Origin of the sequence: Deinococcus sedimenti (assembly GCF_014648135.1) — a bacterium.
GTDB lineage: Bacteria > Deinococcota > Deinococci > Deinococcales > Deinococcaceae > Deinococcus > Deinococcus sedimenti.
The window spans coordinates 332,601-358,378 of sequence record NZ_BMQN01000002.1 but is presented as its reverse complement, the minus strand read 5'-3'; the positions used below and the strand labels follow the sequence as shown (position 1 = coordinate 358,378).

Sequence of the window (25,778 nt, the reverse complement as noted above, 5' to 3'; positions counted from 1 at the left end):
CGCTGCATTCCTGACGCGAGCGTTAAAACCTGCCCGGCCAGCGGGACACGTGGTGCGCACCACCGCTGACCCGACGTGCAGTTCGGTGCCCGGCCCATCCCCGCACGTTCTGCCGGTCGCACCATGAATCACGACCCAGCGCCCCTCTTCAGGCTGCCGGTGTGCTCCGGTCCGTACTCTGTGGCGCGGCCGATGACCGCCTGATTCAGGGTCCAGGCGGCTTCAACGCCGCCGCTGACAGCGATGTTCCGACCCACCCCAGCGCTAGGGACACGCCCCAGAAACCCACGTTCCACCGGGGTCTTATCCGGACACTCGCTCTGCTGCGCAGCTCGGCGAGTCCACTCGGTTCAGAGGTGGTGCGGGTGTCTCTCCTGACCTCTGCCAGCAGAGTTCAGAGGTACCGAGGGTATCCCTCGATCCCTCTGAATCGAGCGAAGCGAGCACCTGAGACAGACCGTGGTTGGAAGTGGAATTGAAGGGCGTGCCGTTGTCCCTTCAACGAACCTGAACACCGCTGTGCATTCTGCTCTCAGGCTGGTTGTCGGCTGGCGACGTTGAAGATCAGCGCGATGATCAGCAGGTCCAGCGCCCAGCTGACCGGGCGGCGCAACCGCGGATCACGGCGGGCTCGAAGCAGCTGCACACCCAGTCGGGCCAGCAGCAACCCACCAATGAGGTATGGACTGGGAGCGGCGCCTCCCGCCAGCAGAGGCCAGAGCAGCAGCGCGGCCAGGAGGGCCAGCAGCAGGAAACTCACGGCGGTCAGGGCGTCCGGAGCTGGACGGGGGCGGGGCGTCCCTGAACGGGGATCGGGCGGAGTGGTCACGCGCTGCATTCAAGCACGCCCCACCCCACCCGGCTGCCTGGGCGACCCGTGACCCTCGCCCGGCCTGCAGCTCCCCGGGCCCAGCCGCGTGTGATTCAGCGGGTGTCGCTGACGATCGTCTCACCTGTGGGAGTCAGCACCAGCACGCTGTTCGGCGCGAGGTTCAGGCGCAGGTGGTGCGTCTGCCCGTGCCAGCCCTCGTCCTTGGCGTCCAGGTCGGGCTGCTGGGTGCCGAACCCACCGAACTCCCCGTCGTCGGTGGACAGCAGGACGCGGTAGGTGCCGCCCTGTGGCACGCCGATCGGATACAGGTCCCGGTACACGGGGGTCAGGTTCGCCACGACGAGACTCCACGCGCCTCCCTGCGGATCGCGGCGAATAAAGGCGTACACGCTGTTCTCCACGTCGTCCGCGTTCACCCACAGCATGCCTTCTTCTTTGGTGTCCGCCACGTGCCAGTCCGGGCGGGTGCGGTACAGGCCGTTCAGGCGCCGCACGAGGTTCAGCACGCCCCGGTGGTCCGGGTGATCCGCGAGGTGCCAGGGCAGGCCGATGTCATGGTTCCATTCGGTGGGCTGCGCGAACTCCTGCCCCATGAACAGCAGTTTCTTGCCGGGCGTGGTCCACATCAGGGTCAGGAACGCGCGGTACCCGGCGCGCTGCGCGTACCAGTCGCCGGGCAGCTTCATGACCATGCTCTTCTTCAGGTGGACGACCTCGTCGTGACTGATCGCAAGAACATAGTTCTCGCTGGTGCGGTACACGTTGAAGAACGTCAGCGCATGATGGTGATGCTTGCGCCACAGGGGGTCCTTCTCGAAGTACCCGAGGTTGTCGTTCATCCAGCCCATCGCCCACTTGTAGTCGAAGCCCAGCCCGAACGGGCTCGGGGTGGTCACGCCGGGGAACGAGGTGCTCTCCTCGGCGATGATCATGCAGCCCGGCGCCATGTGGTGCACGACCTCGTTCAGGCGCTTGAGGAACGCGATGGCTTCCAGGTTCTCACGGCCGCCGTGGACGTTCGGGATCCACTCGGTGCGGGAGAAGTCCAGGTACAGCATGCTGGCCACGGCGTCCACGCGCAGGCCGTCCACGTGGAAGTCCTGCAGCCACTTCAGCGCCGAGCCGATCAGGAACATCACGACCTCGTTGCGGCCGTAGTCGAAGATGAACGTGTTCCAGTCCTGATGGAAGCCCTTGCGGGGATCGGCGTACTCGAACAGGGGCGTGCCGTCGAAGTTCGCGAGGCCCGCACTGTCCGTCGGGAAGTGCCCCGGCACCCAGTCCAGCAGCACGCCGATCCCCAGGCTGTGCAGGTGGTTCACGAGGTACTTGAAGTCCTCGGGGTTGCCCATGCGGCTGGTCGGGGCGTAGTACCCGGTCACCTGGTACCCCCACGAGCCGTCGAAGGGATGCTCCATGACGCCCAGCAGTTCCACGTGCGTGTACCCCATGAACTGCACGTACTCACCCAGGCGGTGCGCGAGCTCGCGGTAGTTCAGGAACCAGCCGTCCTCACGGCGCGCCCAGGACGGCAGGTGCACCTCGTAGATGCTGACGGGCTGCTCAAAGCCTGCGCTGCGGTGCGCCATCCAGCCGTCGTCCGACCAGCTGAACGGCTGATCCCAGACGATGCTGGCCGTGGCGGGCCGGACCTCGAAGAACGCGCCGTAGGGGTCCATCTTGTCCTCGGTGCGGCCGTCGGGCCCGGTGATACGGAACTTGTACCGCTGGCCGTGTCGGGCGGCCGGCACGAACGCTCCCCAGTACCCGAAATCCAGGCGTTCCAGGGCGTTGTCGAAGCCGTTGTACCCGTTGAAGTCCCCGACGACACTCACGTGGTGCGCGTTGGGTGCCCACACGCCGAAACGCACGCCCGGCACGCCGTTCTCGGTGACGACATGCGCGCCCAGCAGGTGGTCCGGGCGCACGAGGTCCGCCGTGACCAGTTTCTGCAGGTGCCCGTGATCCAGCGGAAGCGGTTCATTCATGAAGGTCAGTCTAGCCGCGGCCCTCCGGGGCCACCGGAACCGGAACTGAACATGAAGGAAATGCTCAGGGCCAGCCGGACCATTCATCTGCGCCGCGGCAGGCGGTTCCCACCCCCTATGCTGCCCCCGTGACGACCGCCACTCCCACACCGCCCGACCTGGCTCTCCCGACCCTGGCCGACCTGCTGGGCTGCGGCGCGGACGACCTGCGTCCCCTGCTGCCGCAGCTGGTCTCCGCGTGGACGGCAGCGGACGGGACGGGCGTGATCGCCCTGCGCCGCACCCCCCGCGCGGACCTGGAGGTGCTGGGCGGTGCCCACCCCGGCCCCCGACAGGCCCAGGTCGCCCTGACCCTCCTGCGGGCCGCCTCGGCGTCCGGCACGCTCCTGAGCGCCTACGCGGACGACGCCCTGCTGCCCGGAGAGGCCCTGCGCAGGCTCGGCTGGCGGCAGGCGGGTCAGTTCACCGACTGGCGTGGCTCCCTCCCCACCCCGGACGCCCCGATCCCAGAGGGGGTCCGGATCCTCCCGCTGGCCGCCGTGCCGGACCGGACCGTCCGGCGGCAGGCGCAGGCCACGTACGCCGACCGGCTGGGCCACACGCTCGTGGGCGACGCCGTCCTCATCCCCGGCGCGCACGGGTCGGACGACACCGTGGGTCACGTCGCGCTGGACGCCTCCGGGCAGGGCGTCGGGGTCTGCCGCGCGTGGCTGGACGGCGATACGCTGACCATCGGCAGTCCCGGCGTCCACCCGGCGCTGCGCCACACCACCCTGCGTCACGCCCTGCTGCGCGCCACATGCGACGCCGCCCGCGAACGCGGCGCCCGGCACCTGATCATGCAGGCTTGGGGCGACACGCCCGCCGAAACCCAGGCCGACGCCACCCTGGGCCTGACCGCCGCGACCGTCACGCCCATCCACCTCTCCCGGTAAACACGAGAGGCGGTTCGCGGTGCGCGGGCCGCCTCCTGCGTCCTACGCCGTTACACCTTGACGATCCAGCCCTCGGGCGCCTCGCGGTCGCCGGACTGGATGCCGACCAGTTCGTCGTACAGGCGGCGGGTGACCGGGCCGACCTCGGTCTCGCTGTGGAACACGTGGAAGGTGTCGCCGTGCTGGATGCCGCCGATGGGCGTGATGACGGCCGCGGTGCCGCACGCGCCTGCCTCGGCGTACTCGTCCAGGCGGTCGATGAACACGTCCCCCTCGACGACGTTCAGGCCCAGGCGATGCTCGGCCAGCCACAGCAGGCTGTACTTCGTGATGCTGGGCAGGATGCTGGGCGACTTCGGCGTGATGAACGTCGCGCCGTCATTCGTGATGGCGAAGAAGTTCGCCGCGCCGACCTCCTCGATCTTCGTGTGGGTCGCCGGGTCGAGGTAGATCGCGTCCGCGAAGTGCCGCTCCTTGGCCTGCGCGCCGGGCATCAGGCTCGCGGCGTAGTTCCCGCCGACCTTCGCTGCGCCCGTGCCGTGCGGCGCGGCGCGGTCGAAGTCGCTGGTCATGAAGTTGTGCGGCGTCAGGCCCCCCTTGAAGTACGCGCCCACGGGAATGCAAAACACGCCGAAGATGAACTCCGGGGCGCTGCGCACGCCGATGTTGTCGCCGACGCCGATCACGTACGGGCGCAGGTACAGCGCGCCGCCACTGCCGTAGGGGGGCAGCCAGCGCTCGTTGGCCTGCACGACCTGACGGCACGCCTCGATGAACTGCTCGGTGCTGACCTCCGGCATCAGGAGGCGGCGGCAGCTGGCCTGCATGCGCGCCGCGTTCTGATCCGGGCGGAAGAGGTTGATGCTGCCGTCCGCCGCGCGGTACGCCTTCAGGCCCTCGAAGCACTGCTGACCGTAGTGCAGCGCCGTTGACCCCTCGCTGATGTGCAGCACGTTGTCCAGCGTCAACGTCCCGGCGTCCCACGCGCCGTCCCGCCAGTGCGACAGGTAGCGCTCGTCGGTGCGGACGTAACTGAATCCCAGCGTGTTCCAGTCGAGATCCACGGGCGGGCGGGCAGTCTGGGTGCTCATGACGCCCATTGTGGCGCACCCCGCACGGTGGGGGTCAAGACTCCCGGACGCGACTCCACGGCACCCCTACAGCTCCACCGGCCCGTGCGGCGTATCCAGCGTGGCGTGCAGTTCCACCTGCGGGGCCTCCACGACCTCCACCTCGCCGTGGAACCGCAGGGCGTCCATTGCCGCGCGCAGCCCGTCCGGTTCGGGCGAACCCAGCCGCAGGCCCGACAGGCGCACCCCCACGTCCGGCAGGCGCGTGGGCGGCGGCGGCGTCAACCAGTGAATCAGGGACGGCGCGGCCCCGCCCCCCGGCAGTGAACCGTCTGGCGGGACGGTCAGCACCCAGCGGTTCTCACCGCGCGACAGCGGGAGCGCGTCCGGCCCGGTCGGAACCTGCGGCACCTGCGCCACCCAGTGCACCAGCGCCGGACCGTGCGACAGCCGCTCCTGCATGCCCGGCGTGTCCAGCGCGAACCAGCGCGCCCGCGCGGGCGGCGGCGCGTCCGGATTCACGGCGATCACCTCCAGGTACGCGTCCGGCCCCAGCGACAGCAGCAGGTTGTGCGTGCCGAACACCTCGTGCTCGCCGCCCGGCTGGAGCGGCACGCGCAGGCGACCCTCCAACCACTCCCGCCCCTCCGGCAGTGAACGGGCTGCCACCACCAGATGATCCAGACGCGCCCCGGTGCCCGCCACGGGCTTCACCCGCCCCGTGGGCGGCTCATGCCGACCGGGTCGTTCAGGACGATCGCAGCGGCCTTCTCACCGCTTTCCATCGCGCCCTGAATGCCGCTCATGGCGGTCGCCTCACTGGCGATAATCACGCCCGGCAGGGGCGTCGCGTGACCGGGCAGCACGGCGGCGTACTCGGGCGGCTGCGGGTACTGCGCGTGCCGGATACGTTCCACGAGCAAGGTCCGCAACGCCTGCACCTGCGCCGGTGAGTACCAGCGGCCCAGCTCGCCGCGCACGCGGGCGTCCAGCGCGTCGTCGTCCAGGTCCGGTTCGCCCAGGACCGTCACGGTCAGCAGGTGCCCGCCCGCCGGGGCGCGGCCCGGCACGGCGTTGCTGAGCCAGTGGGCGTTGTTGATGAAACCCTCCTCGGCGTTCAGCAGCAGGCGCGCCTCCCGGTCGATCTGCCCGGCACTCGCGTAGTGCAGGTACGTGCTGCTCACGCTGCCGCGCGCCACGTCCGCGCCGGTCAGCCGGACCGCGGTGCCCGGATCGGTCGCCACGATCACCTGCCGCGCCTCCAGCTCCCCCGCCGCCGAGTGCACCGTCACGTGCCCCGCATGCGTCGTCAGACGCTGCACGGAGACGTTCACACTGACTTCCAGCCCCTCCGCCAACTGCGCCGTCAGTGCCCCCATGCCCGCGCAGGGCAGCGCCGCGCCGCCGTCCATCAGCATCCGGAAGTAATACCGGAACAACCGCGCACTCGTCCCCAGGCTGCGGTCCAGGAAGATCCCCCCGAAGAACGGCCGGAAGAACGCATCCAACGCCCCCTCACTGAACCCCTGCCGCCGCAGGTACCCCTCCGTCGACTCATCCGGCCCGCGCAGCAACTCGAACGGCGCGGGTGCGCGCAACCGCAGCGCCAGCGCCGCCACCCGCGCCTTATCCGCCACGCCCAGAGACCGCGCCGCCAGCGTCCCCGGCAACGCCGCCAGATCCCCGAACGGACTCCCCAGCGTCTCCCGCTTCGCACCCCGCACCACCACCGCGCCCGGCGGAATCGCCACCAAGTCCAGCGCCCCTACATTCACATGCCGCCGCACCGCCGGGTACGCCGGGAACAACACCTGATACCCCGCGTCCAGCACGAACCCACCCACCGACCGCGACCGCACGCGCCCACCCACCTCCGGCGCCGCCTCCAGCACCCGCACCCGCTCCCCCGCCCGCGACAACACCCGCGCCGCCGTCAGACCCGCCAACCCCGCACCCACCACCACCACGTCATACATGCGCGCAGGCTAACAAGCCCCCACCCACCGCAACTGAATGAATGGACGGACCGTGAAGGGGGAGGGGGTTGTGGGGAGTGGGGTGGGTGGCTGGGGGCGGGCGCGCGGGGCTCTGATCTATGGGCTGTGGGTTGTGAGGAACCGCGAGGGCGGGCGCGGCCCGCCACCCCCCACCCGGCCTCCCCCTCAAGGGGGGAGGAGAAAGGACAGAGTCGATCAGCCGCCCGCACCTGCCTGCCCGGCCCGCCGCCGCAGATCACCCCGAGCCGTCGGACGCGCAGCGTCCGGGCCTTCCACCTTCACGGCAGGATGGCGTCGAGGCCGGACCCGTCACCGCTCGATACCCGCATAACGCACGAGTAGAACCTCTTGCCCAGTGCAACGTGAGCCCCCCCTGCCCCTCTGGGGTAGGGGGCTGGGGGGTGGGGTCGTCAGTCGAACTTCAGTTCTCAGCGTCCGGCGTCTCGACCGTGGGCCGAGCGGGCGGCATGCCCTGCGTTTCGGACAGTTTGATCAGCCACGCGAACAGCTGGATGAACGCGAGGGCGAGGGCGGGGAGTCCGGCGAGCATCATGATCCAGCCGCTGATCTGCTGGTTCTGGAGTGGGGTGTAGTTCCAGAGGCACAGGGCGTTCACGTAGGGGGTGTAGAGGACGCGGGGGCTGTAGAGCCAGACGCTGGCGACGGCCATCATGGGGAGGGCGGCGAGGAGGCCGAACCAGCCGCGTGAGCCGATGTCGGCGGGTTGCACGGTGGGGAGGGGGCGGAGGATGACGCTCCAGACGAGCAGGCTGCTCAGGAGGTACAGGGCGGGGAGGAGGGGGGCGGCGGTGTTGCTGACGATGCTGGCGTTGAAGCCGGCGGGGACGTTCCAGTAGACGATGACGGCGGTCCAGAGGGCGAGGGCGACCCAGGGGTCGAGGAGGAGGTTGAGGACCCGCCCGGGGCCGCGCCGGGGGTCGGGGCGCAGGCGGGGTAGGCCGAGGATGAGGAGGGGTGGGATGGCTTCGGCGAGGAGCATGAGGCGGGTCATGTAGAGGGCCATGCTGCTCTGGGTGAGGGTCGCGGCGCGGCTCTGGGTGGTGATGAGCAGCAGCAGGATGCCCAGGGCGAACAGGGCGGCTTTCCAGGCGGGCCAGTCCTGACTGCGTCCTTCGCGGTGCGCGCGGAGGGAACCCCAGGCGTACGCGGCGGCGAGGAGCAGGGTGGGGATCAGGAAGAGGGGGTCTGGGCTGGGGCTGAGGAGGTCGGCCAGCGTGGGGTTGAGGGTGCTGGGCGTGGCGCTCATTGGGTCTCCATGACGTGTTGCAGGTCCGCCTGGACGCGGGCGACCTGGGGGAGCTGGGTGTAGTCCCACAGGACGCGCAGGTGGCCCTGGGCGTCGATGAGGTAGGTGGCGGTGGTGTGGTTGATCTGGTAGTCGGCGCCCTTGACGTCGGCCTTCTGGTAACCGACGCCGTACGCCTGGGCGACTTTCGCCAGTTGCGGTTCGGGGATGTGCACACCGACGCCTTCCTTGCCGAAGTACGAGGCGTACTCGTTCAGGCGACCTGGGGTGTCGCGGGCGGGGTCGACGCTGACGAGCAGGATGCGGAAGCGGGCCTTCTGGTCGTCGGGCAGGGCATCGCGGACCTTGTTCAGGTACGAGAGGGTCAGGGGGCAGATGCTGGCGCAGTGCGTGAACCCGAAGAACACGGCGGTGACCTGTCCCTGTCCGGGCGTGAACGTGAACGCGCGGGGCGGGGCGGTGGGGGTGTCGCTGACGGTGCCGGTGAAGCCCGTCGCATTGGTGCCCTGCGGGTACGCGGTGCCGAAGAACGGGTAGGGGCTGCGCAGCCGCGCGGCGCCCCAGGCGCCCAGCAGCAGCAGGGTCACGGCGGCGACGGCCAGGATGGCGGACACGTACCAGGGCCGCGCGGGGGGCGCGCTGGTCGTCTCGGGGCTGATCTGCTCGGGGCTCATCGTCTTGGAGTTGGGGGCGGGTTCGCTGGTCATCGGGGGTTCACCGTCATGGTTTCATCACGGGCGCCTGGATGGTCAGGGTGCGGCCCTGGTCGTCGGTCAGGGTGATGGGGATGGTCTGCCCGGGCTGGAGGGGTTCTTTCAGGTTCATGAGCATGACGTGGTCGCCGGTGTCGCTGAGGCTCAGTGTGCCGTCCGCCGGGAGGGTGAGGCTGTCGGTCATGGTCATGCCGGTCATGTTGTCCCGGGTGCGGGTGACCATCAGCATGGCGCGCCCGGCGGCAGGGCTGCTCACCCCCGTGATGCGGACGTCCGCGTCCCTGGTGGCGCGGAGGGTGGCGAACACGCTCGTCTCGCGGATGCCGGGGGGCACGGCGACCACACGGGCATCCGTGACGGTGGCGGGCAGGCTGCCGCTGGCCGGTGTGGGAGTGGCCTGGGCGGCGGTCTGGGTCGCGGGGGTGGTCGCGGTGTCGCTCCGGGGGCGCAGCAGGCCAGCGGCCAGCGCGGCGGCGAGGATCAGCAGCGCGGCGATCAGCAGGGGCCGTCGGGGGGCGGCGCGGCGGGGTGCAGTCATGGTCGCTCCTTCAGGGGTGCCCGGCGCGGGGCAACCGTCAGGGTGCAGTGTAGGCGCGCGTGCCGGGCGGTATTGTCCCTCCCCTACCCTGCCGCTCCTGGCCCTCATGAAAGGCATGGAACCCGTTCCAAAAAAAGCGTATCCTGGGTTTCAATATCATGCGCAAACCCACCATTCAGGATGTAGCCCGGCACGCCGGAGTCGGGGTCGGTACCGTCTCGCGGGTGCTGAACAATCACGTGGCCGTCAAGGGCGCCACGCGCGAGAGCGTGCTCAAGGCCATCGCGGACCTGGAATACACCCCCAACCCGCACGCCCGGCGCATCGCGGGCGGCCGCAGCTACACCATCAGCGTCCTGCTGCCCGTCCTGACCACCGAATTCTACGTCCGCCTCCTCGACGGACTGGAAACCGCCTTCCAGGAAGCCCGCTACGACGTCGCGATCTTCCCGCTGCTCGACCGCTCGCGCCTGGAACGCTACCTGGGCTCGCACACACTCGCCTATCAGGCGGACGGGCTGGTCATGGCGACGTACAACCTCACGCAGATGTTCCACGAGCGGCGCCTGCGCACCCAGCAACCCACCGTACTCGTGGACGCCTTCGCGGACAACGTGGACTCCTCGTTCATGGACAACGTCGCGGGCGGCCGCATGGCAGGCGAATACGCCGCGCAGTTCAGCGGCGACCTGTACGCCGTGTGGGTCGAGACCGAACTGGACCAGCTGTTCACCACCCGCGTGTTCGAGGACCGCCGCAGCGGCTTCATGAGCGCCCTGGACACCGCCGGACGCACCGTGAAAGCCGAGTACACCAGCTCCTTCGATTCCCTCGCCGCGCGCAACACCGCCGCCACCGTCCTCGACCAGGCGCAGGAGGCCGGACTGCCCTGCACCGTGTTCGCGTCCGCCGACATGCTCGCCGGCGCGCTGCTGGACGAGGTCCGCCTGCGCGGCCTGAAGATCGGGCAGGACGTCCGCGTGATCGGCTTCGACGACCAGCCATGGGCCGCCGAACGCGGCCTGACCACCCTGCACCAGCCCGTCGAGAGCATGGGCTACGAAGCCGCGCAGCTCCTGCTGTCACGCCTGAACGGCTACAAAGGCCCCGCCCGCGCCCGCCGCTTCGAACCCCGCCTGATCATCCGCGGCAGCGCGTAAGGGGGAAGTGGGTTGTGGGCAGTGGGGAGTGGGTCGTGGGCGGTTGCCTGCGGTCCACTCGCCCTGTTTGAGCCATCCTGCATGCTCCCCAGCGGTCCTGCGTTCCGGTGATGGGTGAACCCCGCCCCCATCACCTGCACACAGGGCCGCTGTCCTGACCGGCTTCTCGCTTCGCTCGGTTCAGGGTGGTTCCGGGCACACCACCCTCCACCCCCTCTGAACACCGCTAGAATCTCCGGGTTATGCCGCGCGTCTTTTCAGGGATTCAGCCCACAGGTGAACCGCACATCGGGAACTACTTCGGGGCCATGCGCAACTACGTGCGGCTGGGCGAGGAGTTCGGGAAGAACAGCCTCTACTGCGTGGTGGACCTGCACGCCATCACCAACCCCGCCGCGTCCGACCCGAAACTGCTCGCGCAGCGGACCTTCGAGATGGCCGTCGCGAACTTCGCGGTGGGTCTCGACCCCAGCAAGGTCACGTTCTTCGTGCAGTCGCACGTGCCCGAGCATCAGGAACTGTCGTGGATCTTCACGACCCTGACGCCGGTCGGCGAGCTGGAACGCATGACGCAGTACAAGGACAAGTCCGCGCAGCTCGAGAGCGTCCCGGCGGGCCTGCTGATGTACCCGACGCTGATGGCCGCCGACATCCTGCTGTACAAGGCCGACACCGTGCCCGTCGGGGAGGACCAGACGCAGCACATCGAACTGACGCGCGAGATCGCCCGGAAGTTCAACCATGCGTTCGGCGAGACGTTTCCCGAACCCAAAGCCGTGTACAACCGGGACGCGCTGCGGATTCCCGGCGTGGACGGCAACGGCAAGATGGGCAAGAGCAAGGGCGAGACGAGCACCATCGGCATCCTGGAGCCCCTCGATTCCATCTGGCAGAAGCTGCGCGTGGCGCCCACCGACCCGGCCCGTGTGCGCCGCACCGACCCCGGCGACCCCGCCAAGTGCCTGATCTTCGACTACCACAAGCTGTTCAGCGACCTGGACACCATCCAGACCGTGGACGCCGGGTGCCGCAGCGCCGGGATCGGCTGCATCGACTGCAAGAAGCAGCTGATGACCGGCATCACGGCGCACCTGACGCCCATCCAGGAGCGGGCCGAGACGCTGAAGGCCGACCCGGACTTCGTGCGTGACGCCCTGGCGCAGGGGGCGCGCGAGGCCCGCGCGATCGCGCAGCCGATCATGGCGGAAGTCCGCGAGAAAGTCGGCTTCCTGACCCTGTAAGCCCCGCCGACCGTAGCCCCCTGCCGTGATCGCCGCGCCCGCGCTGCCCACTCCCCCCCCGCCGCCCCCGGCCGGGGTGGGCTTCAGCGTGGCGCTCCCCGCGTTCAGCGGCACCCTGGCGGAACTGGCCTCCGCGCTGCGCACGGGACGCGTCCAGCCGGGCGAGGTGCCCCTGCTGCCCCTCACGCGCGACGTGCTCGCGTGGGCGCAGGCGGTCACCGGCGGCCCACTGAATGACGCGCACCCGGACCTGCTGCCCACCCTGGCCGCCGTCATCGCGCTGAAGGCCCGATTGCTGCTGCCGCAACCCGAACCCGACGAGCCGGAGGCGGGCGGTGACTGGTTCGAGCCGCTGGACGACGTACTGGAGGGCGTGGAGGCCCTGGCCGAACTGGACGCGCTGGTGGGGTTCCTGGCCGCGCGCCGCCGCGAACGCGAGGGCCTGATTCCCGCCCGCGCCGTCCCCGTGAACCTCCCGCGCCGTGAACGGCCCCGCAACCCGCAGGGCAGCCTCGCGAAACTCGTGAAGGCCGCGCAGAACGCCGTCCGGCAGGTCGAGGTGCCCCTCCTGGCCCGCGAGCGCCTCTCGCTGGCCGACGCGCTGGGCGCGCTGCGCGCCTTCGGCCGCCGCCTGCGCACCTTCACCTTCCGCGGCATTCCCACCCAGGACTGGGGTGAACAGACCACCTACTTCGCCGCGCTGCTCGAAGGCGTGAAGGAAGGAAACTTCAGCGTCGAGCAGACCGACACGTACGGCGACATTCAGGTCCAGTCCCACCTGCCGCAGGACTGACCGCCGATGAACTGGGAGAGAGGTCGCACCGGCCTCTCCCCACGTCTTTCCTGCGAGTCAGGTCCGTGCGAACTCGACGGCCGCCTGAACCTGCTCGTCCGAGGGGCGCACACCCGTGTACAGCACGAACTGCTCCAGCGCCTGCAACGCCACGACCTCCAGCCCGGTCACGACGGGTTTGCCCTGCCGCCGGGCCTCCATGATCAGGGGCGTCTCGCTGGGGAGGGCGACCACGTCGAACACCGTGCCCGCCCGCGCGATGGCGTCAGGCGTGAAGGCCAGGTCGTGCTCTTCCGCGCCGCCCGTCATGCCGATCGGCGTGACATTCACGAGCAGGTCGCCGCCCTGCACGTCGGGCGTCGTGGGGTGCCAGTCCCAGCCGCAGCGCGCCGCCAGTGCCCGCCCGGCGGCCTCGTTGCGGGCGACGATCACGCCACGCGTGAAGCCCGCGTCCCGCAGGGCGCTCGCCACGGCCTTCCCCATGCCGCCACTGCCGCGCAGGACCACCCGTGCGTCCCGGTTCAGCGCGTGCCGCTCGATCAGCAGCTGAATGGCGGTGTAATCCGTATTGAACGCCTTCAGGTAGCCGTCCGTGTTTACGATGGTGTTCACCGACCCGATGGCCGCCGCCGAGGCGTCCAGTTCGTCCAGCAGCGGAATCACCGCCTCCTTGAACGGCATGCTGACCGCGCAGCCCCGCACGCCCAGCGCCCGGATGCCCGCCACCACCCCCGTGATGTCCTGCACGCCGAAGGCCTTGTACACGAAATCCAGGCCCAGCGCCGCGTACAGGTGATTGTGAAAGCGTGTCCCGAAGTTGCTCGGACGGGCCGACACGCTCATGCAGAGTGTCGTGCCCCGATTGATGTCCAGCTTGCTCGCGCCGGACGCCACCTCAGCCCTCCAGACCCAGCATGAGGTTCAGGTTCTGCACCGCCGCGCCGCCCGCGCCCTTCCCGAGGTTGTCCAGCCGCGCGACCAGCAGCGCCCGCTCGCCGTCCGTGGACGGGTACACGAACAGCTCCAGGTCGTTCGTGCCGTTCAGGGTCTGCGGGTCCAGCACCTCCGGGTTGGCACTCATCTCGAACACCCGCACGAACCGCTGCCCGGCGTAGTGACCCTTCAGTGCCGCGTGCAGCGCGTCCGGCGTGGTACCCAGCTCTTGCAGGTGCAGCGGGATGGTCACGGTCATGCCCTGCGCCCACGCGCCCACGTTCGGCGTGAAGATCGGCGTGCGGCTCAGGCCCCCGTACCGCATCGTCTCGGGGATGTGCTTGTGCCCCAGCCCCAGCGCGTAACTCAGGAACGCGCCCTTCATCGGATGAGCCTCACCCTTCTCGTGCGCGTCCACCAGCGCCCGGCCCCCACCCGTGTAGCCGCTGTACCCCTGGATGCTGACCGGGAAGTTCGCCGGGATCAGGCCCGCGGCCGTCAGCGGGGCCAGCAGCGAGATCGCCCCGGTGCTGTAACAGCCGGGGTTCGCCACGAAGCGCGCCGCGCGGATCGCGTCCGCCTGCCCCGCGTTCAACTCCGGGAAGCCGAACACCCACGCCGGATTCACCCGGTGCGCCGTGCTCGCATCCAGTAGCCGCGCGGCCGGGTTCGTCGTCAACGTGACCGCCTCGCGCGCCGCGTCGTCATGCAGGCACAGGATCGACACGTCCGCCGCGTTCAGCAACTCCGCCCGCGCGTCCGCATCTTTCCGCCGCGCCGGGTCGATGCTCAGCAACTCGATATCCGCCCGGCCCTCCAGCCGGGAGCGGATCTGCAGGCCCGTCGTTCCGGCCTCACCGTCGATAAATACCTTGGGGACTGTCATGCTTGATTCTCCATCAGAGACTGAGTGACCTGCGCGTGCAGGCGTTCATGAGTCATAGCCAGGGACGTTCCGGGCTTCAGGTGCGTCCAGAGGTCCGGGGTCATGGGCATGATGCGGATCACGCCGTGCCCGCCTCGCCCGATCACCTCCGGGTCATGGTTCTCCCACCACGCGTACGCGTTCACCGGCTCTCCGGTGCGCTGGAAGCTGAAGACGCTGCCGTCCATCGCGCCCACGTTGTCCTCGAATCGCCGGTAGATGAACGACGTCGTCCGCTCCTCCGGCAAATGGAGGCGGGCGAGCAGGAACGGCGCGTCACGCATGGCCCACTCCGTAGCACAGCTGTACGAGGCGCTTCAGGTCGCCCTTGGCGGGGTCGCCCTGTTCGATGCGCAGGATGAGTTCGGCGGACGTGAACCACTGCGCGCTGCTGAAATCGTCCGGGTTGAAGGTAGGCGGGTCGTCGCGGCGCAGTTCGTACACGTGCATGAAAGCACTCAGGCCGTCGCGCGGTCCGAGTGCGGCGATCTGCTGCCAGGGGAGGTCGTCCACGTTCAGGTTCAGTTCCTCCTGCGTCTCGCGCCGGAACGCCTGCTCGTAGGTTTCGCCGCGCTCGACGTGTCCGCCGACGCTCATGTCGAGGCAGCCGGGGAACAGGCGTTTGTGCGCGGTGCGGCGCGGAATCCACAACTGGCCCGCGCGGTTGATCAGGAAGGCGTTGATGACGCGGACGGTCAGGCCGCGCGCGTAGGCATCCTCGCGGGTAGCCTGACCGATGACCTCGTCGTGCTCGTTCACGACGTCCAGCCACTCCGCGATCCCGGTCACGCGGTCCACTCGGCGGCCAGGACGGCGTACAGGGCGTCGTCGGTCCACTCGCCCCGGTGCCGGTAACTCTGGAGGCTGGTCCCCTCGTGCCGGAAGCCCAGACGGGTCAGCAGGCCTGCGACCGCCGTGTTGCGCGGGTCGATGCTGGCGTGGACGCGGTGCAGGCCCAGGTCCGCGAACGCGTGGGTGACGAGGGCGTGCAGGGCCTCGCGGGCGTACCCGTGCCCCTGCGCGCTGCGGGCGAGCGTCACGCCGAGTTCCGCCTGCGGCCCCTGCGTGTTCAGGCCCACGTCCCCCACCAGTTCACCACTGGTCAGGGTGACGGCACGCTGCACCCAGCCGGGCGCCCCCAGCGGCGCGTCCGACACGGGCCCCGCCACACTGTCCGGCGTGGCGGGCAGCGGCCAGCCCTGATACCGGGCGACCTCCGGGTCGTTCCGGTACGCCAGCACGCGTGGCAGGTCGTCCGGCGTCAGGGGCCGGAGGGTCAGACGGGAAGTGTGCAGGATGGTCATGGGGACCTCAGGTCAGGGCGTAGACGAGGGTGACGGCCGCGCCGACCGTGACGGAGTTGGGATGCAGGGATATATCCGGCGTGACCAGCAGATCGTCGAGGATGGGTGCGGGGGTGTGGCCGCTGTGGCGTTTCAACTGATCCGGGTTGAGGTCCTGAATGTGCAGCAGGCGGCCCAGTGAGACACCGGTTTCCTCGACGTACAGCATGGCCTTTTCCGTCGCGGCCTTCACGGCTTCGCGGCGGACCTGTTGCCGGATGTCGCGCAGGCGGGAGGTCGTGAACCGTGTGGACGTGAAGTGATGGACGTGCAGCGCCACCAGATCGGTCATGAGATGTTCGAGGCGGGCCAGGTCGGTCAGGTGAACCTCGAAGTTCACACGCGCCTCGTATGGAGCTGGACTGGACTCGTCCCGCCGGGACCGCTCACACAGGTACAGTTCGATGCCGCTCTGACCGTAGGTCATGCTGGACTCTCCGTTCAGATGCGCGGCGATGGTCAGCATGTCTGCCTGCGTTCTGGCGTAGGCCTGTTTCGCGTCCGGATCGGTGTGTCGCACTGCGAAGTTCAGCACGGCCCGGTCGGGTGGTACGCGCTTCAGGGATGAACCGAACACACTGACGCCGACGGGCCGCTCGATGATTGCGTACTCTGCCATGCTGACCTCCTGCGCTGTCCGGTCTGGACAGGAGCGCCAGTGTAATCAGCGTTTTCCTCGTCTGGAACGCCCCTTTTCAGGGTCTAGTGCGCGGAGGCGTTCCGTGCGAGGATAGGCTCAAGACAAAATCCGGTTTACCAGCGCGGTTTGAGGTCGCCCATGAGGTGGTACATCAGGGCTTTCTGCGCGTGGAGGCGGTTTTCGGCCTGGTCGAAGACGCGGCTCTTGGGGTGTTCGGTGGCTTCGGGGACGGTTTCCTCGCCGTAGTGGGCGGGCAGGCAGTGCAGGAAGATGCCGTCGGGCGCGATGGTGTCGAGCATCTCGGGGGTGACCTGGTAGCCCTGGAAGGCGCGGCGGCGGATGTCGGCTTCGGCTTCCTGGCCCATGCTGATCCACACGTCGGTGTACAGGACGTCGGCGCCCTGCACGGCCGCGAGGTCGTTCGTGAGGGTGATGTTGACTCCGGCGCGGACGGCGTCCATGAGGACTCCGGCGTTGGGTTCGTAGCCGACGGGGGTGACGACGGTGACGTCGGTGCCGGTCAGGATGCCCATGTGGATGTGGCTGTTGGCGAGGTTGTTCCCGTCGCCGATGTACACGACGCGGCGGCCGCGCAGGTCGGTGCCGAATTCTTCCTCGATGGTCTGGTAGTCGGCGAGGAGTTGCGCGGGGTGCAGCATGTCGCTCAGACCGTTGATGACGGGGATGCTGGCGTGCTGCGCGAGTTCCTGGAGGGTCTGCTGGAGGTACACGCGGCCCATGACGGCGTCCACCCAGCGTTCCAGGTTGCGGGCGACGTCACTGACGCGTTCGCGGGTGCCGAGGCCGATCTCGGTGTTGCTGAGGGTGATGGCGTGCCCGCCGAGCTGGTACATGCCGACGTCGAAGGTGGTGCGGGTGCGCAGGCTGGCCTTCTCGAACACCAGCGCGATGCTGAGGCCCGCCAGGGGTTTCACGGCGCGCCACTCGCCGCGTTTCATGGAGTGGGCGGTGTCCATGACGGCGCGCAGTTCGGCGGCGGTCATGTCGAGGTTGCTCAGGAAGTCCCGCCCGGCCATGACAGGTTTCGGGAGAGTGGCTGGGGTGAGCAGCACGGGCGCGGTGACCGGCGCAGGGGTTGCATCTTTTTTCGTGGCAGCCTTGCGCGCCGCTCCGGTGTTCTTCGGGGCGGCGCTGGCCTTGGCCTGGGTTTTCTGCGAGCGGGCGACTTTCGTCATAGGCGAGGAGTATACCCGCTTCCGGTTGGCGCAGGATCACCCCACGCGGGTCACGCATGAATATGCATTCCGGATGACTGGACATGCAGAAGGGGGGTGTGGGATGTGGGGTGTCGGTTGTGGGAGAACAGCGCTGGTCCTACAGCCCACGGCCCACAACCCACTCCCTTACTTCGTTTCCGTCAGGCTGTAGCTGCCGCTGCCGCTGTAGGCGTACACGCGCCAGCGGTATGTGCCGCTCGCGGCGGCGTAGTTGATGGCCTCGGTGCTGGTGCTGCCCTCGCTGGCGGCGACCTGCGTCCAGGTGGTGCCGGAGAGTTTCTGCAGGTACAGGTCGTAGTCGGTGCCGGTGGGGCCGGTCAGGTTGCCTTTCAGGGTGCCGCCCGCGTACGTGAAGCCGCTGGCAGACGTCTGGTAGGCGTTCCCGGCGGCGGCGAGCGTGCCGGTGTACGTGGTGGTCGTGCCGGTGGTCGCGCCGACCGTGACGAACAGCGCGGACACCGGGCCGTAGGTGCCGTTGTTGTTCTTCGCGCGGACGTACACGGTGTGCTTCCCGGCGCTGAGGCCGGTGGTGGACACGCTGGCCTGCACGCTCTCGGTGGCAGCGTTGAACGTGCCGTCCGCAGCGGTCATGGCCCGGGCGGTCCCGCCGGCCCAGGGGGGCGTGTCGATGAAGTACTCCGCGCTGGTAATCGTGCGGGTGGGTTCGGCGCCGTTGCTGGTGTTGAAGCGGGTGTTCGTGGCGCTGGCGCTCAGGGTGAAGCTGGCGCCCGTGGCGACGCTGGCGGGTGCGTTCAGGGTGACGCTGTCCGGGCCGCTGCCCATGGTGTACGGCTGGCGGGCGACGCGCAGGGCGTACAGAAGGGCCGCCTGGTTCTTGGGCAGGGTGGTGCCGGTGAAGGTGCTGCACGACTCGAAGAACGCGGTGCCCAGTTCGATGGTGTACGCGGGGACACCCAGTTCGCCGTACGCGAAGTCGTCGGTGGTGCCGCTGGTGGGGTACAGCCCGACGCTCTGTTCCGGGGTGTAGCCGTTGAAGTACGCAAATTTACGGCCCAGGCTCTGCATCTGCGTGCCGTTGGGGGCGACGGTGGTGGTGTCCCCCCAGGGCCACAGGACCAGCTGGGAATAGCTGTGGATGTCCATGTAGATGCCGCTGGTCGTGTTGGGTGCGGCGTCGGTGCGGGCCGGGCCGCGGTTGTCCGCGAACGCCGCCCGGATGAGGTTCTGGAGGTTCTGCGTCTCGATTTCGCTGGCGGCGGCGGTGCCCTTGTACGTCTCGTTGCAGGGGTCGGCGCTGGACCCGCCGGTGCCCCAGGCGTAGTTGAAGTTGCGGTTCAGGTCCACGCCGTACAGGCCGTTGCTGCACGCCTGCGTGTCGTTCACGTTCTTGCGCCATGACGCGCCGGCCTCGGCTTTCTTGCGGCCGTCCGGGTTGCTCTGGAGGACCAGCCAGACTTCCTGCGTGTCGAGCATCCAGGTGACGTCGGCGTCCTTGCCGTAGTTGGCGAGCAGGTACTCCGCGAAGCGGGTGCTGAGTTCGGCGGGGGTGTACTCGCGCGCGTGGATGGACGCCGTGATGAGCAGGCGGGGTTTGGTGCCCGTGGTGCTCTTGTTCGTGAGTTTCAGGACGTTCATGTCGTACCCGCCGCGTCCCTTGCTCTTCAGCCAGGAGGACCCGATGCTGCTCCAGCTGGCGAGGTTCGGGTACTGCGTGGCGAGGCCCTGCGCGCTGGCGTAGGTTTCCTCGACGGTGCGGTAGCAGCTGTAGCCGCTGATGCTCAGGGCACCCAGGGGGTTCTTCAGGGAGGCGCTGTGACGTTCGGTCTCGGCGCGGTCGATCTTCACGGTCCAGCCGCGGGTCATGCCGGTCACGCGCAGCCGCTCGAAGTCCGCCTGCCCGACGTCGAGGAGCACGTAGCCGTCTTCCAGGCCGCCGCCGACGGGTTCGAAGGTCTTGACGATGTCCAGCCAGTCGCGCTGGGTCTTGAAGTCGATGCGGGACACGACGACCGGGTACTGCTGGAAGGTGCTGCACTCGTCGGCGGTGGCGACCAGCGTGCCGGTGCCGGTCGCGGGGGCGGCCTGGGGTGCGGTGGGGGTCTGCGAGCAGGATGCGAGGAGCAGGGCGGCGCTGAGCAGGGAGACGGACAGACCTTTATGCATGGATCCTCCAGCGGCGAAGTACCCGTCCGGGTGGGCTCCGGCAGGTGCTGGCCTGGGTTGTATGGTGCTGCGCTACTGTAACACCCCCCTGTCGCGCAAGCGAAAGTTCCACTGTCCCGGATATGCGAACGCAGTGGCCGAATCGGGCGTACACTCCCGCCCAATGAGCGCCCACGCGCCCCTGCCTCCCCTGAACGCCCGCGCGCTGCTGCTGGCCCTGCTCATCACAGGTATCTGGGGCGTGAACTTCATCGTGATCAAGTGGAGTGTCGCGGAGGCCCCCCCGCTGCTGGTGGCCGCGCTGCGCTTCGCGGTGGCCGCGCTGCCCGCCGTGTTCTTCGTCCCTCGCCCGCAGCTGCCCGCGCGGCTGCTGTGGGGCTACGGGCTGCTGGTGGGCGTCGTGCAGTTCGGCCTGCTGTACCTCGCCATCCAGCTGGGCATGAGCGCGGGCCTGGGCTCGCTGCTCATGCAGATGCAGGCGTTCTTCACCGCGATCCTGGCCGCCCGTCTCCTCGGGGAACGCATCCAGCCCTGGCAGGCCGCCGGGATGACGGCCGCGTTCGGCGGCATGGCCGTCATCGGCGCGCTATCCGGCGGGGACCTCCCCCTGGTCAGCCTGATCCTGACGCTGCTGGCCGCGCTGGGCTGGGCGGGCAGCAACCTCGTGGTGCGGGCCTCGGGCGGCGCGAACATGCTGTCCCTGGTCGTCTGGAGCGCCCTGATCCCCCCCATCCCGCTGACGCTGCTGGCGGGCCTGACCGGCGGGTGGGACGCCGTGGGCCACACCCTGACGCACAGGGGCTGGGGGTTCTGGGCGGCGATCCTGTACATGGGCGTCGGGAACACCGTGCTGGGGTTCGGGCTGTGGTCCGTCCTGATCCAGCGGCACGGCGCCGCGCGCGTGGCGCCCCTGTCGCTGATGGTGCCGGTGTTCGGCCTGATCGCCAGCGCCCTGGCCTACCAGGAGGCGTTCCCGCCCGGCAAGGCCATCGGCGCGCTGCTGGTCTTCGCGGGCCTGACCCTGCACGTGTTCGGCGGTCGCTGGTGGCGGCCCCGCCCGCCACCCACCAGCTGACCCTGGATCTCCCCGTCGGCACCTGCAAGCCAGTCGGCGTATGCGTCCGGCCCGCGCGGCGCGGCACACTGGGCGGATGTTGAGGTCACAGGTGCTGGGCCGACCGGCAGAGGACAACGCGCTGTGGGTCGTGGCGGACAGCGGGCAGGGGCAGACGCGACTGCTGCTGGACTGCGGCGCGCGCGTGCTGGACGCGCTGCCGTTCGCGGAGGTGCAGGCCACCGACCACCTGCTGCTGTCGCACCTGCACATGGATCACGTGGGCGGCTTCGACGACTTCTTCCGCGCGACCTTCGACCGCCCCGCACCCACGCACGCCTGGGGCCCGCCCGGCACGGCCCGCATCCTCGGGCACCGCTTCCAGGGATTCTGGTGGAACCACGCGCCCGAGCTGCGCGGGCAGTGGGTGGTGCATGACGTGCACGACACGTACGTGCAGGCCTTCCGGTTTGAGGCGCACGAGACCTTCGCCGTGGCGCATGACGCGGGCACCCGGGCGCACGACGGCACGATCCTCACTACCCCGGAAGTCACCGTGCAGGCCGTCCCACTGGAGCACCACGGGCGCAGCCTGGGCTTCATCCTGCGCGAACCCGACCGGGCGCGCGTGAACACTGCCGCCCTGACAGGTCTGGGGCTGCGTCCCGGCCCCTGGCTGGCCGCCCTGAAAAGCGGCGTGACCGGACAGATTGACGTGAACGGCCAACCGCACGACGCGGACAACCTCCGCGCGGCCCTGCTGGACCGGGAGGCCGGGGACAGCGTCGCGTACCTCACGGACTTCCTGCTGGACGCCGCGCAGCACGCCCGCCTCGCGCCGCTGCTGCGTGACGTGCAGATGCTGTACGCCGAGGCGCAGTACGCCCCCGCCGACCAGGAACTCGCCACGCGGCACGAACACACCACCGTCACGCAGGTCGCCGCCCTCGCCCACGCGGCTGGGGTGCCCGCGCTGACGCTGCTGCACCTGTCCCGCCGCTACCGCCCCGAGGACTGGGCCGTCATGCTGCACGCCGCGCAGGCCATCCACCCCAACGCACCCTTCCCGGACGGCTGGCTGGACGCGTAAGGGCGCAGGTTCACCCGCGCCGGGATGACTTCTCCCCTATCCTGCCTGGGTGACCATTCAGGACCGCCAAAGATCACCTGCCCCGGCCGCGCGGCAGACCGGCCGGTGGCTGTGGACGCTGCTGGGCGTGCAGTTCGCGCTGACCATCGCACCGACCGGGGCGCCTCCCACCGCGCCCATCGTGGCTCTTCTGTTCATGGTCCCGCTGATCTGGCTGACAGCGAACCTGACCCGCTGGATGGTCTCTGTCGAGGCGGCCGAGCAGCCCGCCGCACGCACCCAGGCTCTCCGCGTCTGGCGCTGGGTGCTGCTCGTCCTGAACGTGGGGGGCGTCCTGTACGCGCTGCTCGCGGCAAGCGAGGCACCGGGGGAACGGCTCGGCACAGGACTGAATTCGCTGGGCGTGCTTGCCGCCGCGTGGTGGTTCTCTCCTGTCCAGACCGCCGCCGAGACAAACACCCCCGCCCCAGCGGCCCTGAGGCGCTGGACATGGGCGGTGCGGGCCGCGCAGCTCGGCACCGTGTTGTTGCCCGCTCTGACCCCGGTCTCCCCGACGGAACTGGTGAGAAACGTGCTGGTGGGCGGACTGCTCGCGGGCATGCTGGAGGTCACCCTGCGGTTCGTGACCTGTCACGCCCGCTGATCGCGCCCTGCCGTACCCTGTGGGCATGACTGCCCCGCTGTTCGATTCGCACATGCACACGCCCCTGTGCGGGCACGCCACCGGCACCCCACGCGAGTACGCGCAGGCGGCGCTGGACGCCGGACTGGCGGGCATCTGCTTCACGGACCACATGCCGATGCCCGCGTGGTACGACGCGCCGTGGCGGATGCGCCGCGACCAGCTGGCGCAGTACGTGCAGGACGTGCAGGAGGCCCAGGCGGAGTTCGCGGGGCTGCTGGAGATCCGGCTGGGCCTGGAGGCGGACTTTCACCCCGGCACGGAGCGGTACGTGGAGGAGGTGCTGAGCGCGCACCCGTGGGATTACGTGATCGGCAGCATCCACTACATCGGCGCGTGGGGTTTCGACAACCCGGAATTCATCGCCGAGTACGACAGCCGCGACCTGGGCGGCCTGCACCGTGACTACTACGCGCTGGCCGAGGGTGCCGCGAAGAGTGGCCTGTTCGACTCCATCGGGCACCTGGACCTGCCCAAGAAATTCGGGCACCGCGACCCGGACGGGTACGCCGCGCTGCACGCCCTGGACGTCATCGCCGAACGCGGCCTCGCCCTGGACTTCAACACCGCCGGGTGGCGCAAACCCATCGCGGAGGCGTACCCCGCCCCCGACCTGACGCGCGCCGCCGCCGAACGCGGCATTCCCTTCGTCCTCGGCAGCGACGCGCACAAACCCGAGGAGGTCGGGCACCGCTTCACGGACGCCATCAAGCAGATTCACGACGTCGGCGGACGGATCGTCACGTACCAGGGACGCGTGCGGCACGGATAACGCCTGACCTCCTGGCTCCCCTTGAGGGGAGCTGGCCGCGCAGCGGACTGAGGGGTTCACGCGGAGGCTCTGGCTCAGAGCCAGCAGCCCGCTAGTCTGGGCGTATGGATGTCACGAAGAAGTCCCTGGCGGGGGTGCTGAAGACGACGGCGGATCTGCTGGATCTGCTGGGTGTGGGGGATGATCCGTTCCGGGCGCAGGCGTTCCGGAGTGCGGCGCGCAGCCTGGAGGCGTCGGCGGATGAGGTGGAGGCACTGGTGGCGCGGGGCTTTGCGGGCGTGCCGAAGGTGGGGAAGGCGATTGCGCTGGATCTGGTGGGGTTCGTGGAGTCGGGGGTGTTCGGGCCGCTGGAGGATGCCGCGAGTCTGATTCCGGCGGGCGTACTGAGTCTGTTCCGGGTGCGTGGTCTGGGGCCGAAGAAGATCCGGGCGCTGTGGGACGCGGGGATCGATTCGCTGGAGGGGCTGCGGGAGGCGTGCCGGGATGGGCGGGTGGCGGCGCTGAAGGGGTTCGGGGCGAAGAGTGCGGCGTCGTTCCTGGCAGCGGTGGAGTTCGCGCTGAGCGCGCAGGAGCGGCAGCACCTGAGTACGGCCACTGAGGTGGCGGAGGGGTTGTGCCGCGTGCTGGATGGGCTGGAGGCGCGCGTGGCGGGGGATGTGCGCCGGGGGCTGGATACGGTGCGGGTGGCGCGTGTGACCGTCACCGCCGACCCGGACGTGGTGACGGCGCGGCTGGCGGGCGTGGTGGAGGGCTTGGAACGCGTCGGGAAGAAACCGCTGTTCGCGGGGCGGGTGGATGGCGTGCCGGTCGAGGTGGCGTTCGCGCCGCGTGAGGGCGTGCGGGGCGCGCTGGACCTGATGATGGGGGGCGGCACGGCGTACCGCGAGGCGCTGCGTGCCGAGGCGACCGAACGGGGCTTCGACCTGAGCGGGCACGGCCTGATGCGCGGCGGCGAGGTGCTGGACACGCCCACCGAGGCGGACGTGATGCGAGCCCTGGACCTGCCGCTGCGGCCCGCCGAGTACCGCGAGCCGGAACATGACGGCGTGTGGGAGGCCCTCCCCCACCCGGATGAACTGGTGACCGTCTCGGACCTGCGCGGGATGCTGCACACGCACTCGACGTGGTCGGACGGCGCGGCGAGCATCGCGGACATGGCCGCCGCGGCGGTGCGGCTGGGGCACGCCTTCCTGGGGACCGGGGATCACTCGCGCGCCGCACACTACGCGAACGGCCTGAGTATCGAACGCCTCCAGGCGCAACTGAAGGAGATCCGCGAGTTACAGGCGGCAGGCGTGCCGCTCGTGGCGGGCGCCGAGGTGGACATCCTCGAAGATGGCAGCCTCGACTACCCGGACGACGTCCTGGCCGAACTGGATTACGTGGTCGCCAGCGTCCACAGCCTCTTCACGCTGCCCGCCGAACGGCAGACCGAACGGCTGGTGCAGGCTGCCCGCCACCCCCTCGTGACGATCCTGGGGCACCCCACGGGCCGCCTGCTGCTGCGCCGCCCCGGCTACGCGCTGGATCTGGACGCCGTGATGGCCGCCTGCGCCGAGCGGGGCACCGTCGTCGAGATCAACGCGAACGCGTACCGCCTGGACCTCGACTGGCGCGTGGCCCTGCAGTGGCGGGACCGCGTGAAGTTCGCCATCAACACCGACGCGCACGTCCCCGCCGGACTCGCCGACGCCCGCTACGGCGTCATGGTCGCCCGCAAGGCCGGACTCACCCCCGCCCACGTCATCAACACCCTGGACCGCGACGCGTTCCTGGCCTTCGTACAGGCGCAGCGGGCGGGGCGGTCATAACCCGGGGCGCTTACAAAATCCAGTCCACCCCCAGTCGTCGCGGTTGGGGGTCGAGATCATCGGCCCGGTCGATTTCGCCTCGCAGGGCCAGTCGGCATGCTTCCCGACCGGCTCGCCGCCAGCGTCGGCGGTCCTTGCGTGTGGCGGCAGCGACGCCGCCCCTGAGCCCGCCGTCCTGAAGGACGCGCCGCGCGAGTCGGTCCTGATGCTGACGCTGGATGTCCTCCAGTTCCCAGGTCATCACGGCTGTGCGAAACGGAGCGCCTAGCCGCTGGACATAACCGACCCGGTGGCAGATGATCCGGGTTCGCCCCTTGCGGGTTCGGCGGACGGTGATCAGGCGGGAGCCCGGGTGGCGTGAGGCGCACACCTGCGCTTCCCAGTGCTCATCAAACTGTCCGATCCGTTTCCAGCAGGCGCGCGGCCACGCCTGATCCACGTCAGGCGAGGTCCACTGCCTGAACTGGAAACCGCGCAGTTGAAGGCTGAGCCGACGAGCGGCGATGCGGCGAGCGTGTCGCTCCCGCCTCCAGATTCCTTTGGCCATGGCAGGCCCCCTCCGGTGGGGCCTACTGCGTGTCGTCGCGCCAGATCATGGGGTCAGTGTAGAGAAACCTTCTCTCGCTGCCCTG

General features: G+C 69.5%; 26 protein-coding genes. 9 read left to right on the top strand and 17 right to left on the bottom strand.

What is annotated here, in order from left to right; genetic code table 11:
• Nucleotides 1–532: 532 nt before the first annotated feature.
• Together IEY69_RS08470 and IEY69_RS08465 are read right to left on the bottom strand one after the other, a co-directional pair.
• The gene (locus tag IEY69_RS08470) at nucleotides 533–829 is read right to left on the bottom strand and encodes a hypothetical protein (protein ID WP_229783766.1); all 297 of its coding nucleotides are present in this window, start codon (nucleotides 827–829) and stop codon (nucleotides 533–535) included.
• A gap of 95 nt (nucleotides 830–924) precedes the next feature.
• Nucleotides 925–2,820, bottom strand: a complete 1,896-nt coding sequence (locus IEY69_RS08465) for a 1,4-alpha-glucan branching enzyme (protein ID WP_189072687.1) — start codon at nucleotides 2,818–2,820, stop codon at nucleotides 925–927.
• Between the two features lie 128 nt (nucleotides 2,821–2,948).
• Here IEY69_RS08465 and IEY69_RS08460 point away from each other — a divergent pair, with 128 nt between their 5' ends.
• A complete protein-coding gene (locus tag IEY69_RS08460) occupies nucleotides 2,949–3,755 on the top strand; it encodes a hypothetical protein (RefSeq protein ID WP_189072686.1) in 807 nt (268 codons plus the stop codon).
• A gap of 50 nt (nucleotides 3,756–3,805) precedes the next feature.
• On the opposite strand, the gene IEY69_RS08455 is transcribed toward IEY69_RS08460, so the two are convergent.
• From IEY69_RS08455 to IEY69_RS08430, 6 genes are all read right to left on the bottom strand, one after another.
• Complete coding sequence (locus tag IEY69_RS08455) at nucleotides 3,806–4,846, bottom strand: branched-chain amino acid aminotransferase (RefSeq protein ID WP_189072685.1); 1,041 nt, start codon at nucleotides 4,844–4,846, stop codon at nucleotides 3,806–3,808.
• A 66-nt stretch (nucleotides 4,847–4,912) separates the two neighbouring features.
• Nucleotides 4,913–5,530, bottom strand: a complete 618-nt coding sequence (locus IEY69_RS08450) for a VOC family protein (RefSeq protein ID WP_373291011.1) — start codon at nucleotides 5,528–5,530, stop codon at nucleotides 4,913–4,915.
• 5 nt (nucleotides 5,531–5,535) lie between these two features.
• Nucleotides 5,536–6,801 carry an NAD(P)/FAD-dependent oxidoreductase gene (locus IEY69_RS08445; RefSeq protein ID WP_189072683.1) on the bottom strand — a complete coding sequence of 422 codons (1,266 nt, stop codon included), beginning with the start codon at nucleotides 6,799–6,801 and terminating at the stop codon, nucleotides 5,536–5,538.
• A gap of 442 nt (nucleotides 6,802–7,243) precedes the next feature.
• Nucleotides 7,244–8,089: a cytochrome c oxidase assembly protein gene (locus IEY69_RS08440; RefSeq protein ID WP_189072682.1), complete on the bottom strand. Its 846-nt coding sequence runs from the start codon at nucleotides 8,087–8,089 to the stop codon at nucleotides 7,244–7,246.
• Nucleotides 8,086–8,796 (bottom strand): SCO family protein, encoded by a 711-nt coding sequence (locus IEY69_RS08435; RefSeq protein WP_189072681.1) that lies wholly within the window; start codon nucleotides 8,794–8,796, stop codon nucleotides 8,086–8,088. The genes IEY69_RS08440 and IEY69_RS08435 overlap by 4 nt, the downstream gene beginning before the upstream one ends.
• A 13-nt stretch (nucleotides 8,797–8,809) precedes the next feature.
• Entirely contained in the window at nucleotides 8,810–9,340 is a 531-nt protein-coding gene (locus IEY69_RS08430) for a copper chaperone PCu(A)C (protein ID WP_189072680.1), read from the bottom strand.
• Nucleotides 9,341–9,498: 158 nt separating this feature from the next.
• Here IEY69_RS08430 and IEY69_RS08425 point away from each other — a divergent pair, with 158 nt between their 5' ends.
• The 3 genes from IEY69_RS08425 (at nucleotide 9,499) to IEY69_RS08415 (ending at nucleotide 12,534) form a co-directional block, all read left to right on the top strand.
• Nucleotides 9,499–10,500 carry a LacI family DNA-binding transcriptional regulator gene (locus IEY69_RS08425; RefSeq protein ID WP_174368203.1) on the top strand — a complete coding sequence of 334 codons (1,002 nt, stop codon included), beginning with the start codon at nucleotides 9,499–9,501 and terminating at the stop codon, nucleotides 10,498–10,500.
• 242 nt (nucleotides 10,501–10,742) lie between these two features.
• Nucleotides 10,743–11,741 (top strand): tryptophan--tRNA ligase, encoded by a 999-nt coding sequence (gene trpS / locus IEY69_RS08420; RefSeq protein ID WP_189072679.1) that lies wholly within the window; start codon nucleotides 10,743–10,745, stop codon nucleotides 11,739–11,741.
• A 25-nt stretch (nucleotides 11,742–11,766) separates the two neighbouring features.
• The gene (locus tag IEY69_RS08415; protein WP_229783763.1) at nucleotides 11,767–12,534 is read left to right on the top strand and encodes a segregation and condensation protein A; all 768 of its coding nucleotides are present in this window, start codon (nucleotides 11,767–11,769) and stop codon (nucleotides 12,532–12,534) included.
• Between the two features lie 57 nt (nucleotides 12,535–12,591).
• Here the strand turns inward: IEY69_RS08415 and IEY69_RS08410 are convergent, their stop codons facing one another.
• The 8 genes from IEY69_RS08410 to IEY69_RS08375 form a co-directional block, all read right to left on the bottom strand.
• Nucleotides 12,592–13,428 (bottom strand): shikimate 5-dehydrogenase, encoded by an 837-nt coding sequence (locus IEY69_RS08410; RefSeq protein WP_229783762.1) that lies wholly within the window; start codon nucleotides 13,426–13,428, stop codon nucleotides 12,592–12,594.
• A 1-nt stretch (nucleotide 13,429) separates the two neighbouring features.
• Nucleotides 13,430–14,353 carry an N-acetyl-gamma-glutamyl-phosphate reductase gene (gene argC, locus IEY69_RS08405; protein ID WP_189072678.1) on the bottom strand — a complete coding sequence of 308 codons (924 nt, stop codon included), beginning with the start codon at nucleotides 14,351–14,353 and terminating at the stop codon, nucleotides 13,430–13,432.
• On the bottom strand, nucleotides 14,350–14,676 hold the full coding sequence (locus IEY69_RS08400; RefSeq protein ID WP_189072677.1) for a hypothetical protein: 327 nt from the start codon (nucleotides 14,674–14,676) through the stop codon (nucleotides 14,350–14,352). The genes argC and IEY69_RS08400 overlap by 4 nt, the downstream gene beginning before the upstream one ends.
• Nucleotides 14,669–15,181 (bottom strand): NUDIX hydrolase, encoded by a 513-nt coding sequence (locus tag IEY69_RS08395; RefSeq protein ID WP_189072676.1) that lies wholly within the window; start codon nucleotides 15,179–15,181, stop codon nucleotides 14,669–14,671. The genes IEY69_RS08400 and IEY69_RS08395 overlap by 8 nt, the downstream gene beginning before the upstream one ends.
• Entirely contained in the window at nucleotides 15,178–15,696 is a 519-nt protein-coding gene (locus tag IEY69_RS08390; protein ID WP_189072675.1) for a GNAT family N-acetyltransferase, read from the bottom strand. The genes IEY69_RS08395 and IEY69_RS08390 overlap by 4 nt, the downstream gene beginning before the upstream one ends.
• Nucleotides 15,697–15,703: 7 nt before the next feature.
• Nucleotides 15,704–16,354 carry an SIMPL domain-containing protein gene (locus IEY69_RS08385; RefSeq protein ID WP_189072674.1) on the bottom strand — a complete coding sequence of 217 codons (651 nt, stop codon included), beginning with the start codon at nucleotides 16,352–16,354 and terminating at the stop codon, nucleotides 15,704–15,706.
• Between the two features lie 134 nt (nucleotides 16,355–16,488).
• Nucleotides 16,489–17,412, bottom strand: a complete 924-nt coding sequence (gene argF, locus IEY69_RS08380; RefSeq protein WP_189072858.1) for an ornithine carbamoyltransferase — start codon at nucleotides 17,410–17,412, stop codon at nucleotides 16,489–16,491.
• Between the two features lie 327 nt (nucleotides 17,413–17,739).
• Nucleotides 17,740–19,737, bottom strand: a complete 1,998-nt coding sequence (locus IEY69_RS08375) for a M14 family zinc carboxypeptidase (RefSeq protein WP_189072673.1) — start codon at nucleotides 19,735–19,737, stop codon at nucleotides 17,740–17,742.
• Between the two features lie 190 nt (nucleotides 19,738–19,927).
• Here IEY69_RS08375 and IEY69_RS08370 point away from each other — a divergent pair, with 190 nt between their 5' ends.
• The 5 genes from IEY69_RS08370 (at nucleotide 19,928) to IEY69_RS08350 (ending at nucleotide 25,146) form a co-directional block, all read left to right on the top strand.
• Entirely contained in the window at nucleotides 19,928–20,812 is an 885-nt protein-coding gene (locus IEY69_RS08370; RefSeq protein ID WP_444542399.1) for an EamA family transporter, read from the top strand.
• A 76-nt stretch (nucleotides 20,813–20,888) separates the two neighbouring features.
• Nucleotides 20,889–21,881, top strand: a complete 993-nt coding sequence (locus IEY69_RS08365; RefSeq protein ID WP_189072671.1) for an MBL fold metallo-hydrolase — start codon at nucleotides 20,889–20,891, stop codon at nucleotides 21,879–21,881.
• Between the two features lie 49 nt (nucleotides 21,882–21,930).
• Entirely contained in the window at nucleotides 21,931–22,524 is a 594-nt protein-coding gene (locus IEY69_RS08360) for a hypothetical protein (protein ID WP_189072670.1), read from the top strand.
• A 25-nt stretch (nucleotides 22,525–22,549) separates the two neighbouring features.
• Complete coding sequence (locus IEY69_RS08355) at nucleotides 22,550–23,335, top strand: histidinol-phosphatase (protein WP_189072669.1); 786 nt, start codon at nucleotides 22,550–22,552, stop codon at nucleotides 23,333–23,335.
• 104 nt (nucleotides 23,336–23,439) lie between these two features.
• Nucleotides 23,440–25,146, top strand: a complete 1,707-nt coding sequence (locus IEY69_RS08350) for a helix-hairpin-helix domain-containing protein (protein ID WP_189072668.1) — start codon at nucleotides 23,440–23,442, stop codon at nucleotides 25,144–25,146.
• Nucleotides 25,147–25,156: 10 nt separating this feature from the next.
• Here the strand turns inward: IEY69_RS08350 and IEY69_RS08345 are convergent, their stop codons facing one another.
• Nucleotides 25,157–25,693 (bottom strand): hypothetical protein, encoded by a 537-nt coding sequence (locus IEY69_RS08345; RefSeq protein WP_189072667.1) that lies wholly within the window; start codon nucleotides 25,691–25,693, stop codon nucleotides 25,157–25,159.
• Between the last annotated feature and the right edge of the window lie 85 nt (nucleotides 25,694–25,778).

Bases quoted from the DNA above. Each gene is read 5' to 3' on its own strand.
- IEY69_RS08350 (WP_189072668.1), top strand. From the start codon at position 23,440: ATGGATGTCACGAAGAAGTCCCTGGCGGGGGTGCTGAAGACGACGGCG.
- IEY69_RS08390 (WP_189072675.1), bottom strand. From the start codon at position 15,696: ATGACCATCCTGCACACTTCCCGTCTGACCCTCCGGCCCCTGACGCCG.
- argF (WP_189072858.1), bottom strand. From the start codon at position 17,412: ATGGCCGGGCGGGACTTCCTGAGCAACCTCGACATGACCGCCGCCGAA.
- IEY69_RS08430 (WP_189072680.1), bottom strand. From the start codon at position 9,340: ATGACTGCACCCCGCCGCGCCGCCCCCCGACGGCCCCTGCTGATCGCC.
- IEY69_RS08345 (WP_189072667.1), bottom strand. From the start codon at position 25,693: ATGGCCAAAGGAATCTGGAGGCGGGAGCGACACGCTCGCCGCATCGCC.
- IEY69_RS08425 (WP_174368203.1), top strand. From the start codon at position 9,499: ATGCGCAAACCCACCATTCAGGATGTAGCCCGGCACGCCGGAGTCGGG.
- IEY69_RS08455 (WP_189072685.1), bottom strand. From the start codon at position 4,846: ATGAGCACCCAGACTGCCCGCCCGCCCGTGGATCTCGACTGGAACACG.
- IEY69_RS08465 (WP_189072687.1), bottom strand. From the start codon at position 2,820: ATGAATGAACCGCTTCCGCTGGATCACGGGCACCTGCAGAAACTGGTC.
- IEY69_RS08440 (WP_189072682.1), bottom strand. From the start codon at position 8,089: ATGAGCGCCACGCCCAGCACCCTCAACCCCACGCTGGCCGACCTCCTC.
- trpS (WP_189072679.1), top strand. From the start codon at position 10,743: ATGCCGCGCGTCTTTTCAGGGATTCAGCCCACAGGTGAACCGCACATC.
- IEY69_RS08355 (WP_189072669.1), top strand. From the start codon at position 22,550: ATGACTGCCCCGCTGTTCGATTCGCACATGCACACGCCCCTGTGCGGG.
- IEY69_RS08400 (WP_189072677.1), bottom strand. From the start codon at position 14,676: ATGCGTGACGCGCCGTTCCTGCTCGCCCGCCTCCATTTGCCGGAGGAG.
- IEY69_RS08445 (WP_189072683.1), bottom strand. From the start codon at position 6,801: ATGTATGACGTGGTGGTGGTGGGTGCGGGGTTGGCGGGTCTGACGGCG.
- IEY69_RS08435 (WP_189072681.1), bottom strand. From the start codon at position 8,796: ATGACCAGCGAACCCGCCCCCAACTCCAAGACGATGAGCCCCGAGCAG.
- IEY69_RS08385 (WP_189072674.1), bottom strand. From the start codon at position 16,354: ATGGCAGAGTACGCAATCATCGAGCGGCCCGTCGGCGTCAGTGTGTTC.
- IEY69_RS08375 (WP_189072673.1), bottom strand. From the start codon at position 19,737: ATGCATAAAGGTCTGTCCGTCTCCCTGCTCAGCGCCGCCCTGCTCCTC.
- argC (WP_189072678.1), bottom strand. From the start codon at position 14,353: ATGACAGTCCCCAAGGTATTTATCGACGGTGAGGCCGGAACGACGGGC.
- IEY69_RS08365 (WP_189072671.1), top strand. From the start codon at position 20,889: ATGTTGAGGTCACAGGTGCTGGGCCGACCGGCAGAGGACAACGCGCTG.